The following is a 22759-nucleotide window of genomic DNA, read 5'->3' on the forward strand; positions in this document are numbered from 1 at the left end:
ACGCCGAGGGCAAGCGGCTGTGGCCGGCGCCTCAGCCCCTGGCCAGCCAGGCGGTGATGTAGGCGTGGGTCTTCCGGGCCAGTTCCGAGGGCCCGGAGAAGTAGAATTCGCTGCCGAACAGCCCCCGCTTTTCGCTCCAGCGGATCGGTCCGGTGTCTTCGCCTTCCAGCACCTGGCGCAGCTTCACGCTCTTGGCGCGCGGCACGAAGGACACATAGGTCGCGTCGCTCATGGCAGGCCTCCTCGTCTCACGCCTAGAGTCCGGATGGGCGGCCGAGTCTGCGGCGAAGTCGAGGCGAATGGTGGAGGTTTTTCACCATTTAGCGGGAGTTATTCCGCGCAGGCCTCCTCCATGGCCGCCATGTGGGCCAGGCCCGAACGCTCCAGGGCCGCGAGGTCCGGCGGGGCTGCGGCCACGGTGATGATCTGCGAGCGGCCCTCCAGCGTCCGGTGGACCGGGCAGCGCTCGGCGATCTCCAGCAGCCGCCGGCGCTGCTCCTCGCTCAACGGCCCCTCCAGGGTCACCTCCCGGGCGAAACGGTCCCGACCCTCCGGCGTGCGCCGGTGGAGCACCCGGACGGTGGCCCGCTCCAGCGGCCAGCCCTTCCGTTCGGCGTAGAGGCGCATGGTCATGCTGGTGCAGGCGCCCAGGGCCGAGGCCAGAAGATCGTAGGGATTGGGTCCCGAGCCCAGGCCGCCGACCTCCACGGGCTCATCGGCGAGGAACGTCGCCCCGCCGGCGAGCACCTCCACCTGGAAGCGGCCAACGCCCGTCTCGGTGACGGTCACGGTGTCGGGATCGTGATCGTGGGGCATGGCGCGGTCCTTCGAGCTGCGGCGGACCCGCCATCGGTACGCCCAACCGCCCGCAAGCTCCATGCCGGCGGTGAGCGGAAATCCCTAGGGAGTGGCGCGCCGCGCCGGGTGATGATGACAACTTTGTCTACGCTATTCCCCTCCACAGCCCTCCTTAAGGCTGGCAAGGCCGCTAACGCAGCCTCGCTCTGTTAGGCCGTCGAGAATTTCCGCTGGCCTACGGCACAGCTTTGGCGTAGTCATTATCTCAATGATTCTTGAATTGTTGAGATAATGATGAACGAGAAGCAAGCCCTCCATGCCTTTGCCGCACTCTCGCAAGAGACGAGGTTGCGCATCGTCCGGCTGCTGGTGACTGCCGGCCCGGAAGGCATGTCGGCCGGAGCAATCGGCGAAGCGATGGATGGCGCATCTTCGTCCCGTATGTCGTTTCATCTGAGCCATCTCGAACAGGCCGGGCTTGTCGAGTCCCGCCGTGACGGGCGGTCGATCATCTACAGCGCCGCGCTGACCACGCTGGCCGGTCTCGTCGAATTCCTTATGCGCGATTGCTGTCAGGGCCACCCGGAGGTCTGCAATCCGGCAATGGCCGCGCTGTCTTCCTGTTGCGAACCCACGAAAGGAACCTCCCATGTCTGACGGACAAGAGCATCGCGTCTTCAACGTCCTGTTCCTATGCACCGGCAACTCGGCACGCTCGATCCTCGCGGAAAGTATCCTGAACAAGGATGGCGAGGGTCGCTTTCGCGCCTTCTCTGCGGGTTCGCAACCGAAGGGGACGATCAATCCCTTCGCGCTGAAGGTATTGAAGAGTTTCGACTACCCCTCTGAAGGCTTCCGCTCGAAGGGTTGGGAGGAGTTTGCGGGGCCTGACGCGCCTGTCATGGATTTCGTGTTCACCGTCTGCGACAACGCTGCCGGCGAAGCCTGCCCGGTCTGGCCCGGCCAGCCCATGACCGCTCATTGGGGTATCGAAGATCCGGCCGCCGTCGATGGACCGGATATCCAGAAGGAAGCCGCCTTCGTTGCGGCCTTCCGCTTCTTGAAGAACCGCATCTCGGCTTTCACGTCCCTGCCGGTCGCCAGTCTCGACAAGGCGTCGCTGCGCACCAAACTGACCGAGATCGGCCAGTCCGATGGCGCGTCGTCTCCACGCAACAGCGCAGCGTGAAGCCGGCCATGGACGTCATCATCTATCACAATCCCGATTGCGGCACCTCGCGCAACACGCTGGCGATGATCCGCAATGCGGGCGTCGAGCCGCATGTCATCGAATATCTGAAGACACCGCCGTCGCGCGAGATGCTGACCCGACTTATTGCGCGCATGGGCATATCGGTGCGGGAACTGCTGCGCGAGAAGGGCACGCCCTATGCGGAACTGGGCCTTGGCGACCCGGCTTTGAGTGACGCGCAGTTGCTCGACGCCATGATGGCGCATCCCATCCTGATCAATCGACCCATCGTCGTCAGTCCGAAGGGCGTCAAGCTCTGCCGGCCGTCCGAGGACGTGCTCGACCTGTTGCCGCCGCAGCGCGGCGCGTTCGTCAAGGAAGATGGCGAGCGGGTGATCGACGAACACGGTCGGCGCGTGGCCACGACCTGAGGGAATTGCATGTCTACCTTCGAACGCTATCTCACCCTCTGGGTCGCATTGTGCATCGTCGTTGGCATCGCGCTCGGCCACTTCCTGCCGGGCGCATTTCAGGCCATCGGCGCGATGGAAATTGCCAGCGTCAACCTGCCCGTCGCCGTGCTGATCTGGCTGATGGTCATCCCCATGCTGCTCAAGATCGACTTCGCAGCACTGGGCGAGGTCGGCCGCCACTGGCGCGGCATCGGCGTGACGCTGTTCATCAACTGGGCTGTGAAGCCGTTCTCGATGGCGCTGCTGGGATGGCTGTTCATCGGCGGGCTGTTCCGCCCCTATCTGCCGGCGGACCAGATCGACAGCTACATTGCCGGCCTCATCATCCTTGCCGCCGCACCCTGCACGGCCATGGTGTTCGTCTGGTCGAACCTGACGAAAGGCGAACCGCATTTCACCTTGAGCCAGGTTGCCCTCAACGACGCCATCATGGTTGTCGCCTTCGCGCCGATCGTCGGCCTGCTGCTGGGCCTGTCAGCCATCACCGTGCCATGGGGCACACTGGTCCTGTCGGTCGTGCTCTACATCGTCATTCCCGTTATCATCGCGCAGATCATCCGTCGCCGGATGCTGGCGAGCGGTGGGCAGGCGGCGCTTGACCGCCTGCTCGCAAAGCTCGGCCCGGCCTCCCTCGTCGCCCTGCTGGCGACGCTGGTTCTGCTGTTCGGCTTTCAGGGCGAGCAGATCATCGCGCAGCCCGCGATCATCGGCCTGCTGGCTGTGCCGATCCTGATTCAGGTCTATTTCAACTCCGGCCTTGCCTATCTGCTTAACCGGATGGCCGGCGAACAGCATTGCGTGGCTGGCCCCTCGGCGCTGATCGGTGCGTCGAATTTCTTCGAACTGGCGGTTGCTGCCGCCATCAGCCTGTTCGGCTTCCACTCAGGCGCGGCGCTCGCCACCGTTGTCGGTGTGCTGATCGAAGTGCCGGTGATGCTTTCGGTCGTCTGGATCGTGAACCGCTCCAAAGGCTGGTATGAGCGTGGCGGCAAGGTATCCGAACTCGCGAAAGAACTGCGTTGATGCCGGACGATCTTCCCAATCTCGATGCCGGCTGTGTTGATACTCCCAGCCTTGATCGGCTGCGCGTAGCCGACCCCTCTACCCATCCGCCGCGTATCCTGCTGCTTTACGGCTCGCTCCGCGAGCGATCCTACAGCCGTTTCCTGACATTCGAGGCCGAGCGTCTGCTGAAACATTTCGGGGCGGAAACGCACATCTTCGATCCACACGGCCTGCCGCTGCCGGACGGAGCCGACATCGATCATCCCAAGGTACAGGAACTGCGCGAGCTTTCGCTCTGGTCGGAGGGGCAAGTCTGGACTAGCCCGGAACGTCACGGTGCCATGAGCGCGGTGATGAAGGCGCAGATCGACTGGATTCCTCTTTCGGTCGGCGCGGTAAGGCCGACGCAGGGCCGGACACTTGCCGTCATGCAGGTTTCCGGCGGCTCGCAGAGCTTCAACGCCGTCAATCAGATGCGTGTGCTCGGGCGCTGGATGCGGATGATCACGATCCCCAACCAGTCCTCCGTCGCCAAAGCATATCAGGAGTTCGACGAGGCAGGCCGGATGAGACCGTCATCGTTCTACGACCGGGTCGTCGACGTGATGGAGGAATTGGTCAAGTTCACGCTGCTGACACGCGACGTGTCGTCCTACCTGACGGATCGCTATTCCGAGCGAAAAGAAAGCGGCGAAGCCTTGTCGCGGCGGGTGAATCTGACGACCGCGACCTGACCAGACTTGTGACGACGCGGCCACTGTTCTCGTACTGTAGCGGGCTATCGGCGGCTTTGATGTAATCTTCAGCCGATAGGGTAATCGGCGGTGATCGGCGGCCATAGCGCACCGTAGAGGGCAATCGGCGGAGCGTGGCGCGCCCGGCAGGATTCGAACCTGCGACCACATGCTTAGAAGGCAGGTGCTCTATCCAGCTGAGCTACGGGCGCGAATGGCTCTCCCCAGGCGGGCGGTCCTCAGTGGGTCCAGGGGACCTTGCGGCCGAACGCGAAGTTGTCGGCGTAGGCCTTGATGATCCGCTTGGCCGGCTTGGGGTCGATGAGCTGGAAGGCGATTCCGTGCTGCTCGGCATAGCGCACGGCGTCTTCCTTGCTGTCGAAGGTCAGCCGGACTTGGCTGCTCTCGGTGTCCGAGGTCTGGGTCCAGCCCATCAGCGGGTCGGGCCGGCGCGCGTCCTTGGGTTCGAACTCGAGCACCCAGTCCTTGGTCTTGGCGCGCCCCGACTGCATGGCGGTCTTGGCGGGGCGGAAGATGCGCGCGAGCATGCTCTGATCCCAGTCGTCTAACTCTCAGCCCCAACGCTGGTCGGGGCGGCAGGATTTGAACCTGCGACCCTCTGCTCCCAAAGCAGATGCGCTACCAGGCTGCGCTACGCCCCGGACGCGTCGGAGGCCCTGCAATATGGGCGTTTCAGGATTTCCGCAAACCCAACTGACGCCAAGGGGGCTCTCTAGCTGCGCCGCGCCATCAACTTGAACACCCCGGAGGCCCGCACGAGGTCCACGCCGCGCGAGCGGGCGACCCCTTCGGCGAAGCCGATGTCCTTGGTGGCCCGGGTCATCCGCGCCTCGCCGATCACCCATTCGCCCAGCCGGGCCATGTGCAGGAAATCGATGGAGAGGTGGATGGTCATGGCCACCTGCCCGGTGCCGCGCCCCACGGCCATGGCCAGCAGACCGTCCATGAAGGCGCTGAGCATCCCGCCATGCACCAGGCCAAGGCCGTTGGCGTGCCTGGGCAGGGCGAAGAACGCCTGCCCCACCGTTCCGGGATCACCGCCCACCCGGTGGAAGCAAGGGCCATTGTGGGTGGAGAACGGGCCGCGCAGCTCAGAACGGACGAACCCCTCCGGGGGCTCGGGAATCACATCATCCAACGGGAATCACCTGGTGCTGCACCTTGTCGCCCGGCAGGAGCCCGATCTCGGCCGCCCGGCCCCCGGCCAGCTCCAGCACGTACTGGGCCGGACGCCCCGAGGGAAGCGGCGTCTCGTCCAGCGGCCGGGCGTTGCGCACGATCGAGACCACCCGCCCGTCCGCGCCGATATAGATGATGTCCAGCGGGATGAGCGTGTTGCGCATCCAGAACGCCTGCGGCCCAGGCGCCGAGAACTGGAACAGCATCCCCCGGTCCGCCGCCAGGGCCTTGCGGCACATCAGGCCGTACTCCCGCTCCCGCGGGCTGTCGGCCAGCTCCACCATGAACCGGAACACGCCCTTGGCCGTCGTCACCGACAGCGGCTGCAGCGGGGTGAGCTCGGGCTGGCCCTTGCAGTTGGCGGGATCCTGCCGGGGCAGCTGGGCCAGGGCCGCGCCCGGAAGGCTCGCGGCGGTCAGCAGGGCTGCGGCCAGCAGCAGGCGCGGGCCGGTCGGTCCTTGTTTCAAGGGATAGGCTCCGAAGCGGTCGTCTAGCCCAGACTAGACGCTTCGATCTCGGCCACAACAAGCCCCTTCGGGCCTTCGGCGAAGCGGACCATCACATGCTCGCCCGGCTGGAGGTCCTCCATGCCTGCGCGGCGCAGGGTCTCGATGTGGACGAAGATGTCGCCCGGCTGGCTGTCGCGGATGACGAAGCCGTAGCCCTTGGCGCGGTTGAACCACTTCACCTTCGCCGTCTCGAGCGGGCCTGTGGGCTCCAGCACCCGGCGCGCCGCCCGCGTCCCGCCCCCAGCGTCGCGGCGGGGATGGTCAGGGCGCGGCCGCTCGGGCGTGGCCGTGGACTCGTCCAGCTCCACCACCTCGGCCACCTGCCAGCCCTTGGGCCGGCGGACGACGTCGCAGGTGATCAGCGAGCCCTCCAGGCAATGCTCCCGCCCCGCGTTGCGTAGGCTGGTGACGTGCAGCAGCACGTCCTTCAGATCGGTCTGTGCGGGATCATCAGGGACGATGAAGCCATAGCCCTTCCCGGCGTCGAACCATTTGACGCGGCCGGTGATGCGTACGGGAGCTGGCGCGTCCACCTGCTCGAATTCAAAAACAGCCATTCGCCCCTCGGCCCCATCTCCCCCGGAAACATTCGGACGGGCCAACTATAACACTGTTCTTGTAACCGCGAGGGCGTCAATGGGCAATCGCCATGCACGATTGCGCGCGGGCCGTTTCACCAGGCCGGTTCACCAGCTTGTGGGGAAGGATCGCGTGGCAGGCCCTAGGGGAATCGAACCCCTCTTTTCAGGTTGAAAACCTGACGTCCTAACCGATAGACGAAGGGCCCGCAGTCGCGAGGCCGGCTCTATATCCGCCCTCCCCCAGCCGCGCAAGGCTCCCGATCGGGAAATTCTGCGAAGCGCGTTTTTCCCTGTGGAAAGCTACGCATGTTCTCTGAGCTCTAGACGGCGCGCGGGTCCGCGACGTCCTCGATCTCCAGCTCGACGCTCTCGCGCCCCTGCCAGTCGTCGGGCTTCAGCCGACCGGCCACATGCACCGCGCCGCCCTCCTGCAGCAGGCGCTTGCCCGCCTCGGTGTCGGCCATCCGCCAGGCCACGGCCTTGAGCCGCCCGCCCGAGCCGTCGGTGAGCGTGCAGCGGATATGGCCGCCCCGGAGGGCCATGGGTCGTTCGATTCGCACATCGGCGGCGGCGAAGGTGGGTTCCGGATTGCCGGGGCCGAATGGAGCCAGGCGCTGGAACTCGGTCCACAGCGCCCGGTCGCAGCCCCGGGTGGTCACCAGGGCGTCGATCTCCAGCCCGTCCTCGGCCGCGGCCGCCGCCTGTTCCGCGGCCAGGCGCTCGCACAGGAAGGCCCGCAGTTCGGGAATCGCCTCGGGCCGCACCGACAGGCCCGCCGCCATGGCGTGCCCGCCCCCGGCCAGCAACAGGCCCTCCTCATAGGCCGCCTGCACCGCCTGCCCCAGATTCACGCCCGGCTGCGAGCGACCGGAGCCCTTGCCCACGTTCGCCGCCCGGTCGATGCCGATGACGATGCAGGGCTTGCGGTAGCGTTCGCGCAGGCGGCCGGCCACGATGCCGATGACGCCCGGGTGCCAGTCCTCCCGAGCCACCACCAGACAGGGCGAGTCGGCCTCGTTGCTCTGGGTCTCGATCCAGGCCACGGCCTGATCCTGGACCTCGGCCTCCACCTGCTTGCGCGAGGCGTTCAGCTCATCCAGCTCGGCGGCCAGGGCCTCGGCCTCCAGGGGATCGTCCGTCGACAGCAGCCGCGCGCCCAGGTCCGAGCGGCCGATCCGCCCGCCGGCGTTGATTCGCGGCCCCAGCAGGAAACCCACATGGAAGGTGGAGGCCGCGCCCGCGGCCTTGGAGACCTGCATCAGCGCCTTCAGGCCGGGATTCTTCCAGCCGGACATCACCTTCAGGCCCTGGGCGGCCAAGGCCCTGTTGAAGCCCGTCAGGCGCGTCACGTCGCAGATGGCGCCCATGGCGGCGAGGTCGAGCCAGGCCCGCAGGTCGGGCTCGGGCCCCAGGCCGCGCCGGCGCGCCTCCCGGTTCAGGGCGGCCAGCAGGACGAAGGTGACCCCCGCCGCGGCCAGATGCCCCTGCCCCGAGCCGCAGTCGGGCCGGTTCGGATTGACCAGGGCCTCGACCCTGGGGATCTCGCCCGGCCGCATCAGGTGGTGGTCGATGACCACGACCGGCAGGCCGATCTCCGCGGCGCAGGCCAGGGCGTCGTGAGCCGCCGCGCCGCAGTCCACCGTGACCACCAGCTCGGCCCCCTCGTCCTTCAGACGTCGGAACGCGGCGGGCGACGGGCCGTAGCCCTCGGTGAGGCGGTCGGGGACATAGATGGCGATCTCCTGGCCCATGGCCCGGAACCAGCGCACCAGCAGCGCCGCCGACGAGGCGCCGTCCACGTCATAGTCGGCGAAGACCACGATCCGGCGCCTCGCCTCCAGGGCGTTCACCAGGATTTCGGCCGCCCGGTCCATGTCGGCGAAGGCCGACGGGTCGGGACACAGGGCCTTGAGCGTGGGATTGAGGTAGTCGCCGCCCTGCCCGTCGGCGACGCCGCGCGCCGCCAGGGCGCGGGCCAGGGGCTCGGACAGGCCGAGGGCGAGCTGGTGGCGGCGGGTCAGGTCCGGACAGGCTGGCCGTTCACGCCAGGCCCGGCCCGAAAGCGAGCGGGAAACGCCCAGATAGCCCAACTGTCCGCCGCCGTCCGCCATCCGCGCACTATCCGCCGCCGGCGTGTGAGTCGCCAGCGGCGGCAGGGTCGCAGTGGGCTACGTCTGAAGCGGTCGTCAGACCGGCCGCTTCATGCGGACTTCGCGCACCGTCTGGGTGGCGCTGTCCATGACGATGGTGTGGGTATGCACATGGCCGCCCGAGAAGCGCACGCCGTCCAGCAGCGCGCCCTTGGTCACGCCCGTGGCCGCGAAGATCGCATCGGCGCGGACCATCTCGTGCAGGTCGTACTTCTTGTCGAGGTCGGTGATGCCGACCCGCGCCGCCCGCGCCCGCTCATCGGCGTTGCGGAACACGAGGCGCCCCTGGAACTGGCCGCCCACGCACTTCAGCGCCGCGCAGGCCAGCACGCCTTCCGGCGCCCCGCCCTGGCCCATGTAGAGGTCGATGCCGGTCTCGGGGTCGGCGGTGTTGATCACCCCCGCCACGTCGCCGTCGGTGATCAGGTGCACCCGGGCGCCCACCGAGCGGACCGAGGCGATGATCTCGGCGTGCCGCGGACGGTCGAGCACGCAGACCGTGATCTCCTCGGGCGGCACGCCCTTGGCCTTGGCCAGGGCCTGCACGTTCTCGGCGGCGCTCTTGTCGAGGTCGATCACTCTGGCCGGATAGCCCGGGCCGCAGGCGATCTTGTCCATGTAGGTGTCGGGCGCGTTCAGCAGCGTGCCCTTCGGCGCCCAGGCCATCACCGCCAGGGCGTTGGCCATCGCCTTGGCCGTCAGGGTGGTGCCTTCCAGCGGGTCGAGGGCGATGTCGATCTTGGCGCCTTTGCCCTTGCCGACCTTCTCGCCGATGTAGAGCATCGGCGCCTCGTCGCGCTCGCCCTCGCCGATCACGATCTCGCCGTCGATGTCGAGATCGTTCAGCGCAGTGCGCATGGCGTCGACGGCGGCCTGGTCGGCGGCCTTCTCGTCGCCGCGGCCCACCAGTTTCCACGCCGCGATGGCGGCGATCTCGGTCACACGGGCAGCGTCCAGCACCAGCCCGCGATCCAGCCGTTCAGAACTCATTCCGTAGCGTCTCCAGCCTGTTGGCGAGCGCCTTAGCGGAAGGCGCGTGCGTCGTCAGCCTTAGATGCGGGCGATCCGCAACATTCTCGGCGTCTCCAGCACCGCGGGCAGGCCCGCAATGCGGTCGATGGCCGCCATCAGCACCGATTCGGCCACCGCGTGGGTGGTCAGAACGATCGGCACGCCCGTGGCGTTCTCCACCGGCTTCTGCAGGAAGCTCTCGATGGAGACCCCCGCCTCGGCCAGGGTCTCGGAAACCGCGGCGATCACGCCCGGTTCGTCCTTTACCGTAAAGCGCAGATAGGCGCGGCTGAGGCTCTTGGACGGGTCCACGGGTTCAAACGGCCGCAGCGACGCCGCCGGCGCCTGGAACACCGGCCGGACGGCGCCGGCCATCACGTCGGCGATGTCGGCGGCCACGGCGGCGGCGGTGGGGCCCGCCCCGGCGCCCGCGCCCTGCACGAAGATCCGCCCCACGCGCGTCCCTTCGATGAACAGGGCGTTGAGCGCCCCGCCTGCCTGGGCCAGCGGATGGTTCAGGGGCGCCAGGGACGGATGCACCCGCACCAGCACGCCCTCGCCCGAGCGGTCGGCCGAGGCGACCAGCTTGATCCGGTAGCCCAGGTCCCTGGCCATGTGGATGTCGAGCAGGTCCACCTGGTCGATGCCCTCGATCTCGGCGGCCGCATAGTTGGGGGCGCAGCCGAAGGCCAGGGCCGCCAGGATGCTGATCTTGTGGGCCGCGTCGAAGCCGCCGACGTCCATGGTCGGGTCGGCCTCGGCGTAGCCCAGCCGCTGGGCCTCGGAGAGCACCTCGGCGAATGAGCGGCCCGAGGCTTCCATCTCGGTCAGGATGTAGTTGCAGGTGCCGTTGAGGATGCCCGCGATCGACTGGATCTCGTCGCCCACCAGGGCCTCGCGGACCATCTTCACCGCCGGGACGCCGCCCATCACCGCCGCCTCGAACAGCAGCGGCGCGCCCTTGGCCTCGGCCAGGGCGGCGAGCTCGGCCCCATGTTCGGCGATCAGCGCCTTGTTGGCGGTGACCACAGGCTTGCCGGCGTTCAGGGCCGCCTCCACGGCGGCCTTGGCCGGGCCGTCCGAGCCGCCGATCAGCTCGACGAACACATCCGTCTCGTCCGACAGGGCCAGGGCCACCGGATCGTCGAACCAGGCAAGGTTCGAGATGTCCACCGGACGGGGCCGCGAGCGCGAGCGCGCCGAGACGCCCGTCACCACGGCCCGGCCGCCCGCCGGCGCGAAGTCGGGGTGCTCGCCCAGGAATTTCAGCAGGCCGGCGCCGACGGTGCCCAGCCCCGCGACGCCAAGGCGCCAGGTCTTCTCAGCCATGACTATTGTGCAGCGAGCGCGTTGTGCGCCCGTCCCAGGATCTCGTCGGCGTTCGACAGGAATTTCTTCACGTTGCGGGCGGCCTGGCGGATGCGCTGCTCGTTCTCCACGAGGCCGATCCGCACATAGCCCTCGCCATACTCGCCGAAGGCGATCCCCGGGGCGACGGCCACGCCCGCCTCTTCCACCAGCAGCTTGGAGAACAGCATCGAGCCCGCCTCCTTGTACTGCTCGGGCAGCGGGGCCCAGGCGAACATCGAGGCCGGCGGGGCGGGAATGTCCCACCCGGCCCGCTTCATGGCGTCGATCAGGGTGTCCCGGCGGCTCTTGTAGATCGCCCGGATCTCGTCGGCGCAGTCCTGCGGCCCGTTCAGCGCCGCAGCCGCCGCCACCTGGATCGGGGTGTAGGCGCCGTAGTCGAGGTAGGACTTCACCCGGGCCAGGGCCGAGCACATGCGCTCGTTGCCCACCACCATGCCGACCCGCCAGCCGGCCATGGCGTAGGTCTTGGACAGCGAATTGACCTCGACGGCGATGTCCTTGGCGCCTTCGACCTGCAGGATCGACGGCGGCGGGTTGTTCTCGAAGTAGATCTCCGAATAGGCGATGTCCGACAGCACGAGCATCTCGTGCTTCTTCGCCAGGGCGATGACCTCCTTGTAGAAGTCGAGGTCCACCCACTGGGCGGTCGGGTTCGAGGGATAGCTGACGATCAGCACGCTGGGCGGCGGCGCCGAGTGCTTCACCGCCCGGCTGATCCCGGCCAGGTACTCCTCGGGCGACGGCGCCGCGACGTGGCGGATCACCCCGCCGGCCATGATGAAGCCGTAGGCGTGGATCGGATAGGCCGGGTTCGGGCAGACGATCACGTCGCCCGGGGCGGTCAGGGCCTGGGCCAGGTTGGCGAAGCCCTCCTTCGAGCCGAGGGTGGCGATCACCTCGGTGTCAGGGTTCAGCTTCACCCCGAACCGGCGCTCGTAATAGCCGGCCATGGCCTTGCGCAGGCCGGGAATGCCCTTGGAGGCGGAGTAGCGCCCGGCCTTCGGGTCGCGGGCGGTCTCGATCAGCTTGTCGACGATGTGCTTCGGCGTCGGCATGTCGGGATTGCCCATGCCGAAGTCGATGATGTCGACGCCCTGGCCGCGCAGGCGGCTCTTGATCTTGTTGACCTCCTCGAAAACGTAGGGAGGCAGGCGTCGAATGCGATGGAATTCCGGAGTCATCTTCTGAAGGCCCTTCGCCGCGTCATGCCCAATGCGGCTCTCGGGTGTGCGGGGTTCGGCATCGATAGACTCCGGGCCGGAGTCCGCCAAGCCGGTTCGGGAACATTGCGCCTCCGTGCTCCGCGCCTCAGCGCGGCGGAGGCGGTGTAGCTCGTTCCCGGAGCGCGCGGGCGAAGGCTTCGGAGTCCTGAGGGGCTGCGGGCGGCAGTTCGGGCCCGGCGGCCTCGCGAGCGCGGGCGGCGAAGCTCTCGCTCTCCTGCAAGGTCCACGTCTCGGGCTCGGTCTCGCGGATCAGGGCTGCGCCGGCCAGCTTCACCTGCTCGGCCTCACGGCCGTAGAGCCCCACCGGGCGCAGGTCTGCGGGCGTGGCGGGGATGTTGCGGAAGCTGGGGAAATCCCGGCTGGTCCTGGCCACCCGGGCCACCTCGGCGGCCACGGGCGAGGCCGGGTCGACCTGGGCCTCGACGAAGGGATTGGTCATGCAGCCGCCCAGCAGGACGCCTGCCCCGCAGGCAGCCCCGAGCGTCACGGGGAGCCGCCTGGCGCGGCGGACGTTTCCAAAAAGCGGGCGCGGCGCATTCATCTAGGTCACGCTCTTATGCGATGATCGCGCGGGGCGGAAGTCCGTGAGAGACTTTCCGCCCAGGGAGATGCGGCCCATGAGCGAGAAGACGATGGCCAAGGCGCGCAAGGGTAAGGCGAAGACGCCTGCGCCCGAAACGCCGCCCCGCCCGCCGGCCGCGGATGCTGCGCCCTCGCCCACGACCGACCCATCCGACACGCCCGCTGGGGCCGCCGCGGGTGCGGCCCCGTTCGCCCAGTTCACGGAGGAGCAGCGGGCCCAGATCGAGCGGCTGTCGGCCAATCTCGCCCGGGCCGCCCTCACCGCCCAGGGAGCCATCGCCGAGATGGCCCTGCGCCAGGCCGACCGCCCGGCCGCCCTCTCGCCCGATCCCTTCCATGTGACCCCCGCCCTCACCCAGGTCATGGGCCGCCTCGCCGCCCAGCCCGACCGGCTGATGCGGGCCCAGGCCGACCTCTTCAGCCGCTACCTCGACCTCTGGCAGTCCGCCGCCCGCCGCGTCGCCGGCGAGCCCGTGGAGCCCGTGGTCAAGCCGGCCCAGGGCGACAAGCGCTTCACCGACCCCGACTGGTCCGAGAACCCCGTCTTCGACATCATCAAGCAGTCCTACCTGCTCACCTCCAACTGGCTGAACGACCTGGTGGCCGAGGTGGACGGGGTCGATCCGGTGGAAAAGCGTCGGGTCGAGTTCTTCATGAAGATGCTCACCGACGCCTTTTCTCCGTCGAACTTCCTGGCCTCGAACCCGGCGGCCCTGAAGGAGCTGATGGCCTCGAGCGGCGAGAGCCTGGTCAAGGGCATGGAGAACTTCGCCGCCGACCTGCAGCGCGGCGGCGGCCAGCTGGCCATCGCCCAGACCGATTACGACCGCTTCCGCATCGGCGAGAACGTCGCCACCGCCCCGGGCAAGGTGGTCTTCCGCAACGAGATCATCGAGCTGATCCAGTACGCGCCCACGACCGAGGAGGTGCATCAGGTCCCGCTGGTGATCTTCCCGCCCTGGATCAACAAGTTCTACATCCTCGACCTGCGCCCCGAGAACTCGATGATCCGCTGGCTCACCGACCAGGGGATCACCGTCTTCGTCGCCTCCTGGGTCAATCCCACGCCCGAGCTCTCGGCCAAGACCTTCGAGGACTACATGCGCCAGGGCGTCTACGAGGGGACGGCCGCGGCCATCCAGCAGTGCGGCGTCCCGCAGGTGAACGCCGTGGGCTACTGCATCGGCGGCACCCTGCTCTCGGCCGCCCTCGCCCACATGGCCGCCAAGGGCGTGCAGCCGGTGGGCGCAGCCACCTTCTTCGCCGCCCAGCAGGACTTCTCCGAGGCCGGCGACCTGCTGCTGTTCACCAACGAGGAGTGGCTGAAGACCCTCGAGCAGAAGATGGACGAAGGCGGTGGCGTCCTCTCAGGCCAGGCCATGGCCGACACCTTCAACGCCCTGCGCGCCAACGACCTCATCTGGTCGTTCTTCGTGAACAACTATCTGCTCGGGCGCGAGCCCAAGCCCTTCGACCTGCTGTTCTGGAACTCGGACCAGACGCGGATGCCGAAGACGCTGCACCTGTTCTACCTGCGGCGCTTCTATGGCGAGAACGCCCTGGCCCGGGGCGAGCTGGAACTCGACGGGGTGAAGCTGAACCTCGCCGACGTGAAGATCCCGGTGTACGTCCAGTCCTCCCGCGACGACCACATCGCTCCCGCCCGCTCGGTCTACAAGGGCGCGCGGCTGTTCGGCGGCCCGGTCACCTTCACCCTGGCGGGCTCCGGCCACATCGCAGGCGTGATCAACGCCCCGTCCGCCGGCAAGTACCAGCACTGGACCTTCGACGGCCTGCCCGAAACCCTGGAGGCCTGGCAGGCCGAGGCCGCCGAGACGCCCGGCTCCTGGTGGCCGCACTGGATCGCCTGGCTGAAGGACAAATCCGGCCCTATGGTCCCGGCCCGCGACCCCGCCCAGGGCAAGCTCCCGCCGCTGGCCGAGGCCCCCGGCGAATATGTGAAGGTCAAGAGCTAGGCCCTCCGCCCCGGCATCTGAGACCGCGCTGTGTTACGTTACTAACGTTTAATACACGCTACCTTGCGTCGCCAAGTACCTGGCCGTACACCGGACTCCGGAAAGGAGCTCCGCCGTGCCGGAAGCCATCGAGATCCAGCTGAAGAAAGGGGCGCTTGAACTCTGCGTTCTCGCCCTCCTCCACAGCCAGGACAGCTACGCCTACGAGATCGCCAGCCGCCTCTCCGACCTGATCGGCATGGGCGAAGGCACCATCTATCCCCTGATGCGCCGCCTGCAGGCCGACGGCCTCGTCGAGACCTATCTCGTCGAGAGCTCCGCCGGTCCGCCGCGCAAGTACTACCGGCTCACCGAGGCCGGGAAGCGCAGCTTCACCACCCAGAAGGACGCCTGGAGCTCGTTCTCCGGCGCCGTGAACGAGATCGTGTTTGGAGGGGCCAAATGACACGCCAGGCTTTCATGGCCCGGTTGCGGGAAGGCCTGCGCGGCCTGCCGCCGCAGACCGTCGCCGAGATCGTCGCCGACTATGAGGCGCACTTCACCGAGGGCGAGGCCGCCGGCCGCAGCGAGGCCGACGTCGCCGCCGCCCTGGGCAACCCCGACCGCCTGGCCCGCGAGCTGCGGGCGGAGGCCCAGCTGAACCGCTGGCGGGAGGAGCGCAGCCCCTCGTCGGCCGCCGCGGCGATCTTCGCCATTCTCGGCCTGGGGGCGATCGACATCCTGATCCTGCTGCCCATCCTGATGGGCGTGGCGGGAGCCCTGTTCGGCCTCTTCATCGCGGTCATCGCGGTGTTCTTCGCCGGCGGCTTCCTGTTCGCCGCCGCCCCCTTCGTCGCCCCGCCGGGCGGCACGGTGGCGGGCGTCCTCGCGGGCATCGGCCTGATGGCCGGCGCCACCTCGGGCGGGGCGATCCTGACCCTCATCAGCATCGGCCTCATCAACGCCCTGGTCTGGTACGGCCGCCTGCACTACCGGCTGCTCAAGCCGGCCCTGGAACCTCAAGGCTAAGGGAGTTCGCGCCATGATCCGCAACCTCGTCGTGATCGCCGTGGCAGGCTTCGTGCTCTGCCTGGGCGCCCTCGCCGCCGCCTTCGCCATCGGCGGGCCGGACGCCATCGCCCGCGGCGGCTGGCATTGGGCCGGCGTCTGGGACAGCCATGACTGGGAGGCCGACTGGGATCGGGACTGGGACGCGGCCCCGGCCGGACCCTCTGCCACCCGCACCCTCGACTGGGACGGCAGCGACCGCCTGAGCCTGCGGTTCCCCGCCGAGGTGGTCTACACCCAGGCCGCCGACGGCCCCGGCAAGGTGGTCGTCACCGGCCCGCAGCGCCTGCTGAACCGGCTGGAGATCGATGACGGCCGCCTCCGGGTCCGGCGCGGCGGCGCCTGGCGCGGCGGCAAGGTCCGCGTCGAGGTCACCGCCCCCAACATCAGCCGTTTCCATCTGTCGGGCGCCAATCGGCTGGTGATCGAGAACTACGACCAGCCCAGCCTGTCGGTGGACGTCTCCGGCGCCTCGCACGTCGTCGCCCGGGGCCGCACCGACGAGCTCGACCTCGACATCTCCGGCGCCGGGGAAGCCGACATGTCCGGCCTCGCCACCCGCGACGCCGAGGTGGAGATCTCGGGCGCCGGCGAAGCCGCCGTGGCCCCCACCGGCCGCGCCAGGCTGGAAATCTCGGGCATGGGCGAGATCACCCTCGTCACCGAACCGGCCGAGCTGCAGACCGACATCTCGGGCGCGGGGCGCGTGAACCGCAAGAGCGGCGCCCCGGCGCCCGCCCCGGCTCCAGCCTCGGCGAAGACCCGCGCCTGACCGCTTCGTAGGGCCCGCCTCCCAAGCCGGCCGCGATCCACTCGGACCCGCTCCTCGCGGGTCCGCTCCTTTTTTCTGGGCGTCAGGCCGGGATGAAGCGCAACGCTGCGCCGTTGTTGCAGTAGCGCAGGCCCGTGGGCCTGGGGCCGTCCTCGAACACATGCCCCTGGTGCCCCAGGCACTGGGCGCAGTGGTACTCGGTGCGGGGCACGCCGATCTTGAAGTCGGTCTTGGTCCCCACGGCGCCCGGAATCACCCGGAAGAAGCTGGGCCAGCCCGTGCCGCTCTCGAACTTCCACCCCGACCTGAACAGCGCCAGGCCGCACCCGGCGCAGGCATAGGCGCCCTTGCGCTTCTCGCGGTTCAGCGGGCTGGTCCCGGCCCGCTCCGTCGCCTCGTGCCGCAGCACCTGGTAGGCCAGCGGCGAGAGCCGCTGCTTCCACTGGGCGTCGGTGATCCTGCGGAACGGCGAGTTCGCATACTTGTCGGCGGCCAGGGCTGAGCCCGACAGGCCCGACAGTGCGATCGCGGACGCGCCCAGCAGGAAGGCGCGGCGTTCGATGGGCGTTTCCATGGGCCTAAGGTGGCGCCGAACGCCGGTCTGACAAGGGCGTGCGGCGCAAGCCGCGGCGGCTTAGAGTCCCGCCGCCTCGTCCAGGCCCAGCATCAGATTGAGGTTCTGCACGGCGGCGCCCGAGGCGCCCTTGCCCAGATTGTCCAGCTGGGCGAGCAGCCGCGCCTGGCCGGCCTCGGCGTTGCCGAACACGAACAGCCGCATCCGGTTGGTGCCGTTCAGGGCCTCGGGGTCGAGCGTGCGGACATAGCCCGCCGCCCCAGCCCGGGTCTTCTGCAGCTCGGCGCATTCGGCGGCGCTGGCCACCTCGACGAAACGTTCGCCGGCGTAGTGGGTGTCCAGGGCGGCGAGCAGATCAGCCGGCGCCGGCTTGCCCGGCAGCGCCCAGAGCTGCAGCGGCACCTCCACCAGCATCCCTTGCGCATACCGGCCGACGGCCGGGGCGAACACCGGCGGATGGGCGATGCCCGTATAGGCCCGCATCTCGGCCAGATGCTTGTGGGCCAGGGGCAGGCCGTAGGGCCGGAAGGCGTCGTTCGTGCCCTCGGGCGCCGGGCCCTCGAATTCCGCGATCAGCCCCTTGCCGCCGCCCGAGTAGCCCGAGATGGCGTTCACGGTGAGCGGGAAGTCGGCCGGGATCAGACCGGCGTCCACCAGGGGCCGCACCAAGGCGATGAAGCCGGTGGGATAGCAGCCGGGGTTGGCCACCCGGGTCGAGGCCCGGATCGCCTCGCGCTGGCCCTTGTGCAGTTCGGCGAAGCCATAGGCCCAGCCCTCGGCCACCCGGTGGGCGGTGGAGGCGTCCACCACCTTCACCGCGGGATTGGTGATCAGCGATACGGCCTCGCGGGCGGCGTCGTCCGGCAGGCACAGCACCACGGCGTCGGCGGCGTTCAGCAGCTCGGCCCGCGCCGCCGCGTCCTTCCGCAGGGCGGGATCGATCGACAGGATCTCGATGTCGCTGCGGGCTTCCAGCCGCTCGCGGATCTGCAGTCCCGTGGTGCCGGCTTCGCCGTCGATGAAGACCGTGTGGGCCATCTACGCTGTCCTGGACAAGAGAAAGGGCGCTCCGGTTGCCCGAAGCGCCCCTTTGCAAACGCGAGTACTCGCGCGCGGTTAGCGCTTCGAGAACTGGAAGCTGCGGCGGGCCTTGGCCTTGCCGTACTTCTTCCGCTCGACGACGCGCGGGTCGCGGGTCAGGAAGCCGTGCGGCTTCAGCACCGAGCGCAGGCCCGGCTCGTAGTAGGTCAGCGCCTTGGCGATGCCGTGACGGACGGCGCCCGCCTGGCCCGACAGGCCCGAGCCCTGGACGGTGACGACGACGTCGAACTGGCCGAGGCGGTCGGCGACCTGCAGCGGCTGGGCGATCATCATGCGCAGGACCGGACGGGCGAAGTAGACCTCTTGGTCACGGCCGTTGATGGTGATCTGGCCCTTGCCCGGCTTGATCCAGACGCGGGCGACCGCGTTCTTCCGCTTGCCGGTGGCGTAGGCGCGGCCCTGGGCGTCGATCTTCGGCTCGCGGACCACCTCTTCGACGGCTTGCGTGCCCAGGCCCTTCAGGGCGTCGAAGCCGGTGGCTTCTTGGGTGTTGGCTTCGCTCATTACGCGCTCCGCACGTTCTTGGCGTTCAGCTCGGCGAACGCGATGGTCTCGGGGTTCTGGGCCGCGTGCGGGTGCTCGGCGCCCGCGTAGATGCGCAGGTGCGTCATCTGCTTGCGAGCCAGCGGGCTTTCCTTCGGCAGCATGCGCTCGACGGCCTTGGCGAGCACGCGCTCGGGATACTTGCCCTCGAGGATCTGGCCGGCGGTGCGTTGCTTCACGCCGCCCGGGTGGCCGGTGTGCCAGTAGAAGATCTTGTCCGAGAGCTTCTTGCCCGTGAACTTCACCTTGTCGGCGTTCACGACGACCACGTAGTCGCCGCAGTCCACGTGGGGGGTATAGTCGGGCCGATGCTTGCCGCGAAGACGCATGGCGATGAACGAAGCCAGGCGGCCGACCACGGCGTCCTTGGCGTCGACCACGATCCACTTCTTCTCGACCTCGGCGGGCTTCAGCGAAGCCGTCGTAGCCTTCAACATGGTTCAATCCGTCAGAATGGTGCGGAGGCGCGAACGTGCGCCCCCGACGTGAGGCGGGGCATATGCCGCCCCCGCCCCCGCTTGTCAACGCCGTTTTGCGCGGCGGATTTCTAGAAACCCCAGATAAATCCGCGACTTATCATATGCGGTAATATCATACCTCGACTTTCTGCACCTCAGACCCGCCGCGTGCGCCAGGCGAAGGCCGTCGCCAGCCCCAGGACCAGGGCCGCCACGAGCTGGTGCGCGATGGAGAAGCCCAGCGGCGCGCGCATCATCAGCGTCGCCACCCCCAGCAGCGCCTGGCCGATCACCGCCCAGGTCAGGGCCGCGCCCAACAGCTTGGTCTCCTGGTGCAGATAGTTGGACCGCCAGGCGGCCAGGCCCATGGCGATGGCCACGCCGGTCACCAGATAGGCCATCAGCCGGTGATGCAGCTGCACCGCGCCCTGGCTGTGGGCCAGGGTCTGCCAGAGCCCGTCGCCCAGATAGTCCTCGGGGATCAGCCGCCCGCCCATCAGCGGGAAGTCGTTGTAGACGAGGCCCGCGTGGTTGCCGGCCACCAGGGCGCCCAGCAGGATCTGCACATAGATCAGCCCCAGCAGGATCGCCGCGCGCCGCCCCCACGGGCTGGGCAAGGTCTGGCGCGCCCCGCCCGCCCAGGAATCCAGCGCCGTCCAGACCAGCAGTCCCAGGAGGGCGAACGCGAGGCCCAGGTGGACCATCAGCCGCTCAGGGGCCACCGTCACCCGCTCGGAGAGGCCGCTGGCCACCATCCACCAGCCCACCAGCCCCTGCAGCGCGCCCAGGGCGAAGATGCCCACCAGCCGCCCGGTCAGCCGCCGCGGGATCTCCCGGCGGATGGCGAACCAGATGAAGGGCACGAAGAACACGAGGCCGGTCATCCGCCCCAGGAACCGGTGCCCCCACTCCCACCAGTAGATGCCCTTGAACTCGCCCAGGCTCATGCCCCGGTTCACCTGCTGGTACTGCGGGATCTCCTGGTACTTGGCGAACTCGATCTGCCAGGCCGCCTCGCTCATGGGCGGGATCGCGCCGGTGACCGGCCGCCATTCGGTGATCGACAGGCCCGAGCCGGTCAGACGCGTGGCGCCGCCCACGACCACCATGGCCAGGACGAACGCCGCCACCAGGAGCAGCCACACGGCGACGGGCTTGGAACGGTCGGAACGCAGGAATGAAGTCATGGGTACGCGGGGTTGGCGCCGCTTGAGGGCCGAACTTTGGCCGTCTCTTTATCGGTCTTGGGCCGGAAGCGCGACCCCGCTATAGCCGGAGGCCATGTCCGCCCGCCTCCGCAAGCTCATCGGCCTTTTCGGAATCCTCGGGTTCCTGATGCTCTATTGCTGGGCGGTGGCCAGCCTCGGCGCCTTCGTGCCCGAGCATTGGGCGGCTCAGCTCGCCTACTACGGGCTGGCCGGGGTGCTGTGGGGCGTGCCGATCCTGCCGCTGATCACCTGGATGAACCGCGGACGTTGATTTCCCGCGATTTCGGGATTGCCGCCCGCGGGCGAGCCTGCCTATAAGGCCCGCCTCGCCGACCGGCCGCGGAGCGTAGCGCAGCCTGGTAGCGCACTTGACTGGGGGTCAAGGGGTCGTGGGTTCGAATCCCGCCGCTCCGACCATCGGCCGGCGGCGAGTATTTCCCTTCAGGACTGAAGCAGGTCGTCGAGACGCCGCTTGGCCGTCTCGAGGTCGCGCAGCGCCGCCAGCAGGGCCTCGGTCGAACCGGCCCCCGCGGCGGCCGACTCGCCGGCGATAGCGGGCGCTGAGACCGATTCCATGAGCGGCGCGCCCTCGCCCGCCGCGATCAGGCGCTTCAGGCCCTGTTCGCGGTGCAGTTTCTGCACGCCCTTGATGGTGTAGCCCTCTTCGTGCAGCAGCCGGCGCACGCCGCGCAGCACGGCGATGTCGGAGGGCCGGTAGAATCGGCGCCCGCCCGCCCGCTTCATGGGGCGAATGAAGGCGAACTTGGTCTCCCAGAATCGCAGGACGTGCTGGGGCACGTTGAGCTCGACCGCCGCCTCGGAGATCGTGCGGAACGCGTCAGGCCCCTTGGCCACCGCCTAAGGCGTCCTCACCGCGACAGGGCCCGGTCGACCCGCGCCTTCATCACCTGCGAAGCGCGGAAGCCGATCACGCGGCGGGGTTCGATGGCGGCGGGCTCGCCGGTCTTGGGATTGCGGCCCATCCGGGCGCGCTTGGAGCGAACCTGGAACACGCCGAAGCCGGACAGCTTCACCTGCTCGCCCCGCTCCAGGGCCTGGCACATCAGCTCGAGCACCCGCTCGACCAGCTCGCTGCAATCCTGGCGGGTGAGGCCCACCTGTTCATGCACGGCCTCGCAGAGGTCCGCCCGGGTGACTGTCGCCCCCTTCATCCGCACGCTGGCCCCTGCCGAGACATCGTTCATGGACCTTGATTGTCCCATCGGCTCAAAGACTTCAAGTCGCCCGTTCGGGCCTTGGTTAAGGCGCCTAGAAGCGCAGCACGCAGGCCCCCCAGGTCAGACCGCCGCCCATGGCTTCGAGCAGCAGCAGCTGGCCGGGCTTGATTCGGCCGTCCTGCACGCCCTGGTCGAGCGCCAGCGGGATCGAGGCCGCCGAAGTGTTGGCGTGCTCGGCCACCGTGGAGATCACCTTGTTCTCGTCGATGCCCAGGCGCTTGGCGACGCCCTCCAGGATGCGCTGGTTGGCCTGGTGCGGGATGAACCAGTCCACGGACGAGACCTCGACCCCGGCGTCGGCGGCCGCAGCGGTCACCGCCTCCGAGATGTTCACCACGGCGTGGCGGAACACCTGGTTGCCCTGCATCCGCAGATAGCCCGTGGTGCGGGTGGTCGAGACGCCGCCGTCCACATACAGCAGGTCCTGCTTGGTCCCGTCGGCGCGCAGGGCGAAGCCCAGGAGGCCGCGATCGTCCGTGGTCCCCTCGCCTTCCTGCGGCTCCAGCACGACCGCCCCGGCCCCGTCGCCGAACAGCACGCAGGTGCCGCGGTCGGTCCAGTCCATCAGCCGGGTCATGCATTCGGCGCCGATCACCAGGGCGCACTTGGCGCGGCCCCGGGCCACGAAGCCGTCGGCCGTCGACAGGGCATAGACGAAGCCCGAGCACACCGCCTGCACGTCGAAGGCGATGCCCACCGGCGCGCCCAGCTTGCGCTGGACGATGGTGGCCGTGGCCGGGAAGGTCAGGTCGGGCGTGGTGGTGGCCACGATGATGAGGTCGACGTCCTCGGCCGTGCGGCCCGCGGCGGCCAGGGCGCGCTTCGCCGCCTCCACCGCCAGATCCGAGACCGCCTGGTCATCAGACGCCTTGCGGCGCTGGCGGATGCCGGTCCGTTCGCGGATCCATTCGTCGGAGGTGTCGACGATCTTGGCGAGGTCGTCGTTGGTGACGACGCCTTCGGGGAGATAGCCCCCCACCCCGGTCACGACGCTACGCACGACTTTGGACACT

At 68.7% G+C, this 22759-nt stretch carries 29 protein-coding genes and 4 tRNA genes; 11 read left to right on the forward strand and 22 right to left on the reverse strand.

From position 1 onward, the window contains the following. Nucleotides 1-31: 31 nt before the first annotated feature. Together BO64_RS15150 and BO64_RS15155 are read right to left on the reverse strand one after the other, a co-directional pair. A complete protein-coding gene (locus BO64_RS15150) occupies nucleotides 32-232 on the reverse strand; it encodes a hypothetical protein (RefSeq protein WP_496404147.1) in 201 nt (66 codons plus the stop codon). A 98-nt stretch (nucleotides 233-330) separates the two neighbouring features. Beyond that, on the reverse strand, nucleotides 331-816 hold the full coding sequence (locus BO64_RS15155) for an OsmC family protein (RefSeq protein WP_496404148.1): 486 nt from the start codon (nucleotides 814-816) through the stop codon (nucleotides 331-333). Nucleotides 817-1092: 276 nt separating this feature from the next. Between BO64_RS15155 and BO64_RS15160 the strand changes: the two genes are divergently transcribed. Genes BO64_RS15160 through arsH form a run of 5 tightly spaced genes read left to right on the forward strand, consistent with a single transcriptional unit; the run spans nucleotide 1093 to nucleotide 4202 of the window. Further along, nucleotides 1093-1455 (forward strand): ArsR/SmtB family transcription factor, encoded by a 363-nt coding sequence (locus BO64_RS15160; RefSeq protein WP_033450788.1) that lies wholly within the window; start codon nucleotides 1093-1095, stop codon nucleotides 1453-1455. Beyond that, nucleotides 1448-1987 (forward strand): arsenate reductase ArsC, encoded by a 540-nt coding sequence (locus BO64_RS15165; RefSeq protein WP_496404149.1) that lies wholly within the window; start codon nucleotides 1448-1450, stop codon nucleotides 1985-1987. The genes BO64_RS15160 and BO64_RS15165 overlap by 8 nt, the downstream gene beginning before the upstream one ends. Nucleotides 1988-1995: 8 nt before the next feature. Beyond that, on the forward strand, nucleotides 1996-2421 hold the full coding sequence (gene arsC / locus BO64_RS15170) for an arsenate reductase (glutaredoxin) (protein WP_024846003.1): 426 nt from the start codon (nucleotides 1996-1998) through the stop codon (nucleotides 2419-2421). A gap of 9 nt (nucleotides 2422-2430) precedes the next feature. Further along, nucleotides 2431-3486: an ACR3 family arsenite efflux transporter gene (gene arsB / locus BO64_RS15175; RefSeq protein ID WP_033450605.1), complete on the forward strand. Its 1056-nt coding sequence runs from the start codon at nucleotides 2431-2433 to the stop codon at nucleotides 3484-3486. Beyond that, nucleotides 3486-4202 (forward strand): arsenical resistance protein ArsH, encoded by a 717-nt coding sequence (gene arsH / locus BO64_RS15180; protein ID WP_496404150.1) that lies wholly within the window; start codon nucleotides 3486-3488, stop codon nucleotides 4200-4202. The genes arsB and arsH overlap by 1 nt, the downstream gene beginning before the upstream one ends. Nucleotides 4203-4337: 135 nt before the next feature. Here the strand turns inward: arsH and BO64_RS15185 are convergent. The 12 genes from BO64_RS15185 to BO64_RS15240 all read right to left on the reverse strand — a co-directional run bounded on the left by BO64_RS15185 (nucleotide 4338) and on the right by BO64_RS15240 (nucleotide 12734). Then, nucleotides 4338-4414 (reverse strand) — tRNA-Arg (locus tag BO64_RS15185). A 27-nt stretch (nucleotides 4415-4441) separates the two neighbouring features. Then, nucleotides 4442-4750 (reverse strand): ETC complex I subunit, encoded by a 309-nt coding sequence (locus BO64_RS15190; RefSeq protein WP_496404151.1) that lies wholly within the window; start codon nucleotides 4748-4750, stop codon nucleotides 4442-4444. A 37-nt stretch (nucleotides 4751-4787) separates the two neighbouring features. Beyond that, nucleotides 4788-4864 (reverse strand) — tRNA-Pro (locus BO64_RS15195). A 71-nt stretch (nucleotides 4865-4935) separates the two neighbouring features. Then, nucleotides 4936-5352, reverse strand: a complete 417-nt coding sequence (locus BO64_RS15200) for a PaaI family thioesterase (RefSeq protein ID WP_496404190.1) — start codon at nucleotides 5350-5352, stop codon at nucleotides 4936-4938. 1 nt (nucleotide 5353) lies between these two features. Further along, entirely contained in the window at nucleotides 5354-5869 is a 516-nt protein-coding gene (locus BO64_RS15205) for a DUF192 domain-containing protein (protein ID WP_496404152.1), read from the reverse strand. A gap of 23 nt (nucleotides 5870-5892) precedes the next feature. Next, the gene (locus tag BO64_RS15210) at nucleotides 5893-6468 is read right to left on the reverse strand and encodes a cold-shock protein (RefSeq protein WP_496404153.1); all 576 of its coding nucleotides are present in this window, start codon (nucleotides 6466-6468) and stop codon (nucleotides 5893-5895) included. 155 nt (nucleotides 6469-6623) lie between these two features. Further along, a tRNA-Glu gene (locus BO64_RS15215) sits at nucleotides 6624-6698 on the reverse strand. Between the two features lie 114 nt (nucleotides 6699-6812). Further along, nucleotides 6813-8603, reverse strand: coding sequence for a single-stranded-DNA-specific exonuclease RecJ (recJ, locus tag BO64_RS15220; RefSeq protein WP_496404154.1), 1791 nt, complete (start codon nucleotides 8601-8603; stop codon nucleotides 6813-6815). Nucleotides 8604-8678: 75 nt separating this feature from the next. Next, on the reverse strand, nucleotides 8679-9632 hold the full coding sequence (glpX, locus tag BO64_RS15225) for a class II fructose-bisphosphatase (protein ID WP_496404155.1): 954 nt from the start codon (nucleotides 9630-9632) through the stop codon (nucleotides 8679-8681). 60 nt (nucleotides 9633-9692) lie between these two features. Further along, a complete protein-coding gene (locus BO64_RS15230; RefSeq protein WP_496404156.1) occupies nucleotides 9693-10982 on the reverse strand; it encodes a homoserine dehydrogenase in 1290 nt (429 codons plus the stop codon). Nucleotides 10983-10984: 2 nt separating this feature from the next. Then, nucleotides 10985-12205 (reverse strand): LL-diaminopimelate aminotransferase, encoded by a 1221-nt coding sequence (locus tag BO64_RS15235; protein ID WP_496404157.1) that lies wholly within the window; start codon nucleotides 12203-12205, stop codon nucleotides 10985-10987. A 127-nt stretch (nucleotides 12206-12332) separates the two neighbouring features. Then, nucleotides 12333-12734 carry a hypothetical protein gene (locus tag BO64_RS15240; protein WP_496404158.1) on the reverse strand — a complete coding sequence of 134 codons (402 nt, stop codon included), beginning with the start codon at nucleotides 12732-12734 and terminating at the stop codon, nucleotides 12333-12335. Between the two features lie 130 nt (nucleotides 12735-12864). On the opposite strand from BO64_RS15240, the gene phaC reads away from it, so the two are divergent. From phaC to BO64_RS15260, 4 genes are all read left to right on the forward strand, one after another. Next, nucleotides 12865-14805 carry a class I poly(R)-hydroxyalkanoic acid synthase gene (phaC, locus tag BO64_RS15245; RefSeq protein ID WP_496404159.1) on the forward strand — a complete coding sequence of 647 codons (1941 nt, stop codon included), beginning with the start codon at nucleotides 12865-12867 and terminating at the stop codon, nucleotides 14803-14805. A gap of 115 nt (nucleotides 14806-14920) precedes the next feature. Next, nucleotides 14921-15250: a PadR family transcriptional regulator gene (locus BO64_RS15250; RefSeq protein ID WP_496404160.1), complete on the forward strand. Its 330-nt coding sequence runs from the start codon at nucleotides 14921-14923 to the stop codon at nucleotides 15248-15250. Continuing rightward, on the forward strand, nucleotides 15247-15813 hold the full coding sequence (locus tag BO64_RS15255) for a DUF1700 domain-containing protein (RefSeq protein WP_496404161.1): 567 nt from the start codon (nucleotides 15247-15249) through the stop codon (nucleotides 15811-15813). Before BO64_RS15250 ends, BO64_RS15255 begins: the two co-directional genes overlap by 4 nt. 13 nt (nucleotides 15814-15826) lie before the next feature. Next, entirely contained in the window at nucleotides 15827-16624 is a 798-nt protein-coding gene (locus BO64_RS15260; RefSeq protein ID WP_496404162.1) for a GIN domain-containing protein, read from the forward strand. Nucleotides 16625-16706: 82 nt separating this feature from the next. Here the strand turns inward: BO64_RS15260 and msrB are convergent, their stop codons facing one another. The 5 genes from msrB to BO64_RS15285 all read right to left on the reverse strand — a co-directional run bounded on the left by msrB (nucleotide 16707) and on the right by BO64_RS15285 (nucleotide 20487). After that, nucleotides 16707-17198 (reverse strand): peptide-methionine (R)-S-oxide reductase MsrB, encoded by a 492-nt coding sequence (gene msrB / locus BO64_RS15265; protein WP_496404163.1) that lies wholly within the window; start codon nucleotides 17196-17198, stop codon nucleotides 16707-16709. Nucleotides 17199-17258: 60 nt separating this feature from the next. Next, complete coding sequence (gene argC, locus BO64_RS15270; protein ID WP_496404164.1) at nucleotides 17259-18236, reverse strand: N-acetyl-gamma-glutamyl-phosphate reductase; 978 nt, start codon at nucleotides 18234-18236, stop codon at nucleotides 17259-17261. A gap of 78 nt (nucleotides 18237-18314) precedes the next feature. Beyond that, entirely contained in the window at nucleotides 18315-18803 is a 489-nt protein-coding gene (gene rpsI, locus BO64_RS15275; RefSeq protein WP_496404165.1) for a 30S ribosomal protein S9, read from the reverse strand. Then, entirely contained in the window at nucleotides 18803-19276 is a 474-nt protein-coding gene (rplM, locus tag BO64_RS15280) for a 50S ribosomal protein L13 (RefSeq protein WP_496404191.1), read from the reverse strand. The genes rpsI and rplM overlap by 1 nt, the downstream gene beginning before the upstream one ends. A 179-nt stretch (nucleotides 19277-19455) precedes the next feature. Then, nucleotides 19456-20487 (reverse strand): COX15/CtaA family protein, encoded by a 1032-nt coding sequence (locus BO64_RS15285; protein ID WP_496404166.1) that lies wholly within the window; start codon nucleotides 20485-20487, stop codon nucleotides 19456-19458. A gap of 94 nt (nucleotides 20488-20581) precedes the next feature. Between BO64_RS15285 and BO64_RS15290 the strand changes: the two genes are divergently transcribed. Together BO64_RS15290 and BO64_RS15295 are read left to right on the forward strand one after the other, a co-directional pair. Continuing rightward, entirely contained in the window at nucleotides 20582-20779 is a 198-nt protein-coding gene (locus BO64_RS15290) for a DUF2842 domain-containing protein (protein ID WP_496404167.1), read from the forward strand. 69 nt (nucleotides 20780-20848) lie between these two features. Further along, a tRNA-Pro gene (locus BO64_RS15295) sits at nucleotides 20849-20925 on the forward strand. Between the two features lie 24 nt (nucleotides 20926-20949). Here BO64_RS15295 and BO64_RS15300 read toward each other — a convergent pair. The 3 genes from BO64_RS15300 to BO64_RS15310 all read right to left on the reverse strand — a co-directional run bounded on the left by BO64_RS15300 (nucleotide 20950) and on the right by BO64_RS15310 (nucleotide 22758). Further along, nucleotides 20950-21363, reverse strand: a complete 414-nt coding sequence (locus BO64_RS15300) for a MerR family transcriptional regulator (RefSeq protein WP_496404168.1) — start codon at nucleotides 21361-21363, stop codon at nucleotides 20950-20952. Between the two features lie 14 nt (nucleotides 21364-21377). Beyond that, the gene (locus BO64_RS15305) at nucleotides 21378-21680 is read right to left on the reverse strand and encodes an integration host factor subunit alpha (RefSeq protein WP_496404192.1); all 303 of its coding nucleotides are present in this window, start codon (nucleotides 21678-21680) and stop codon (nucleotides 21378-21380) included. Nucleotides 21681-21777: 97 nt separating this feature from the next. After that, nucleotides 21778-22758, reverse strand: coding sequence for a beta-ketoacyl-ACP synthase III (locus BO64_RS15310; protein ID WP_496404169.1), 981 nt, complete (start codon nucleotides 22756-22758; stop codon nucleotides 21778-21780). Nucleotide 22759: the final 1 nt, after the last annotated feature.

Source organism: Phenylobacterium composti DSM 19425, from assembly GCF_059568645.1.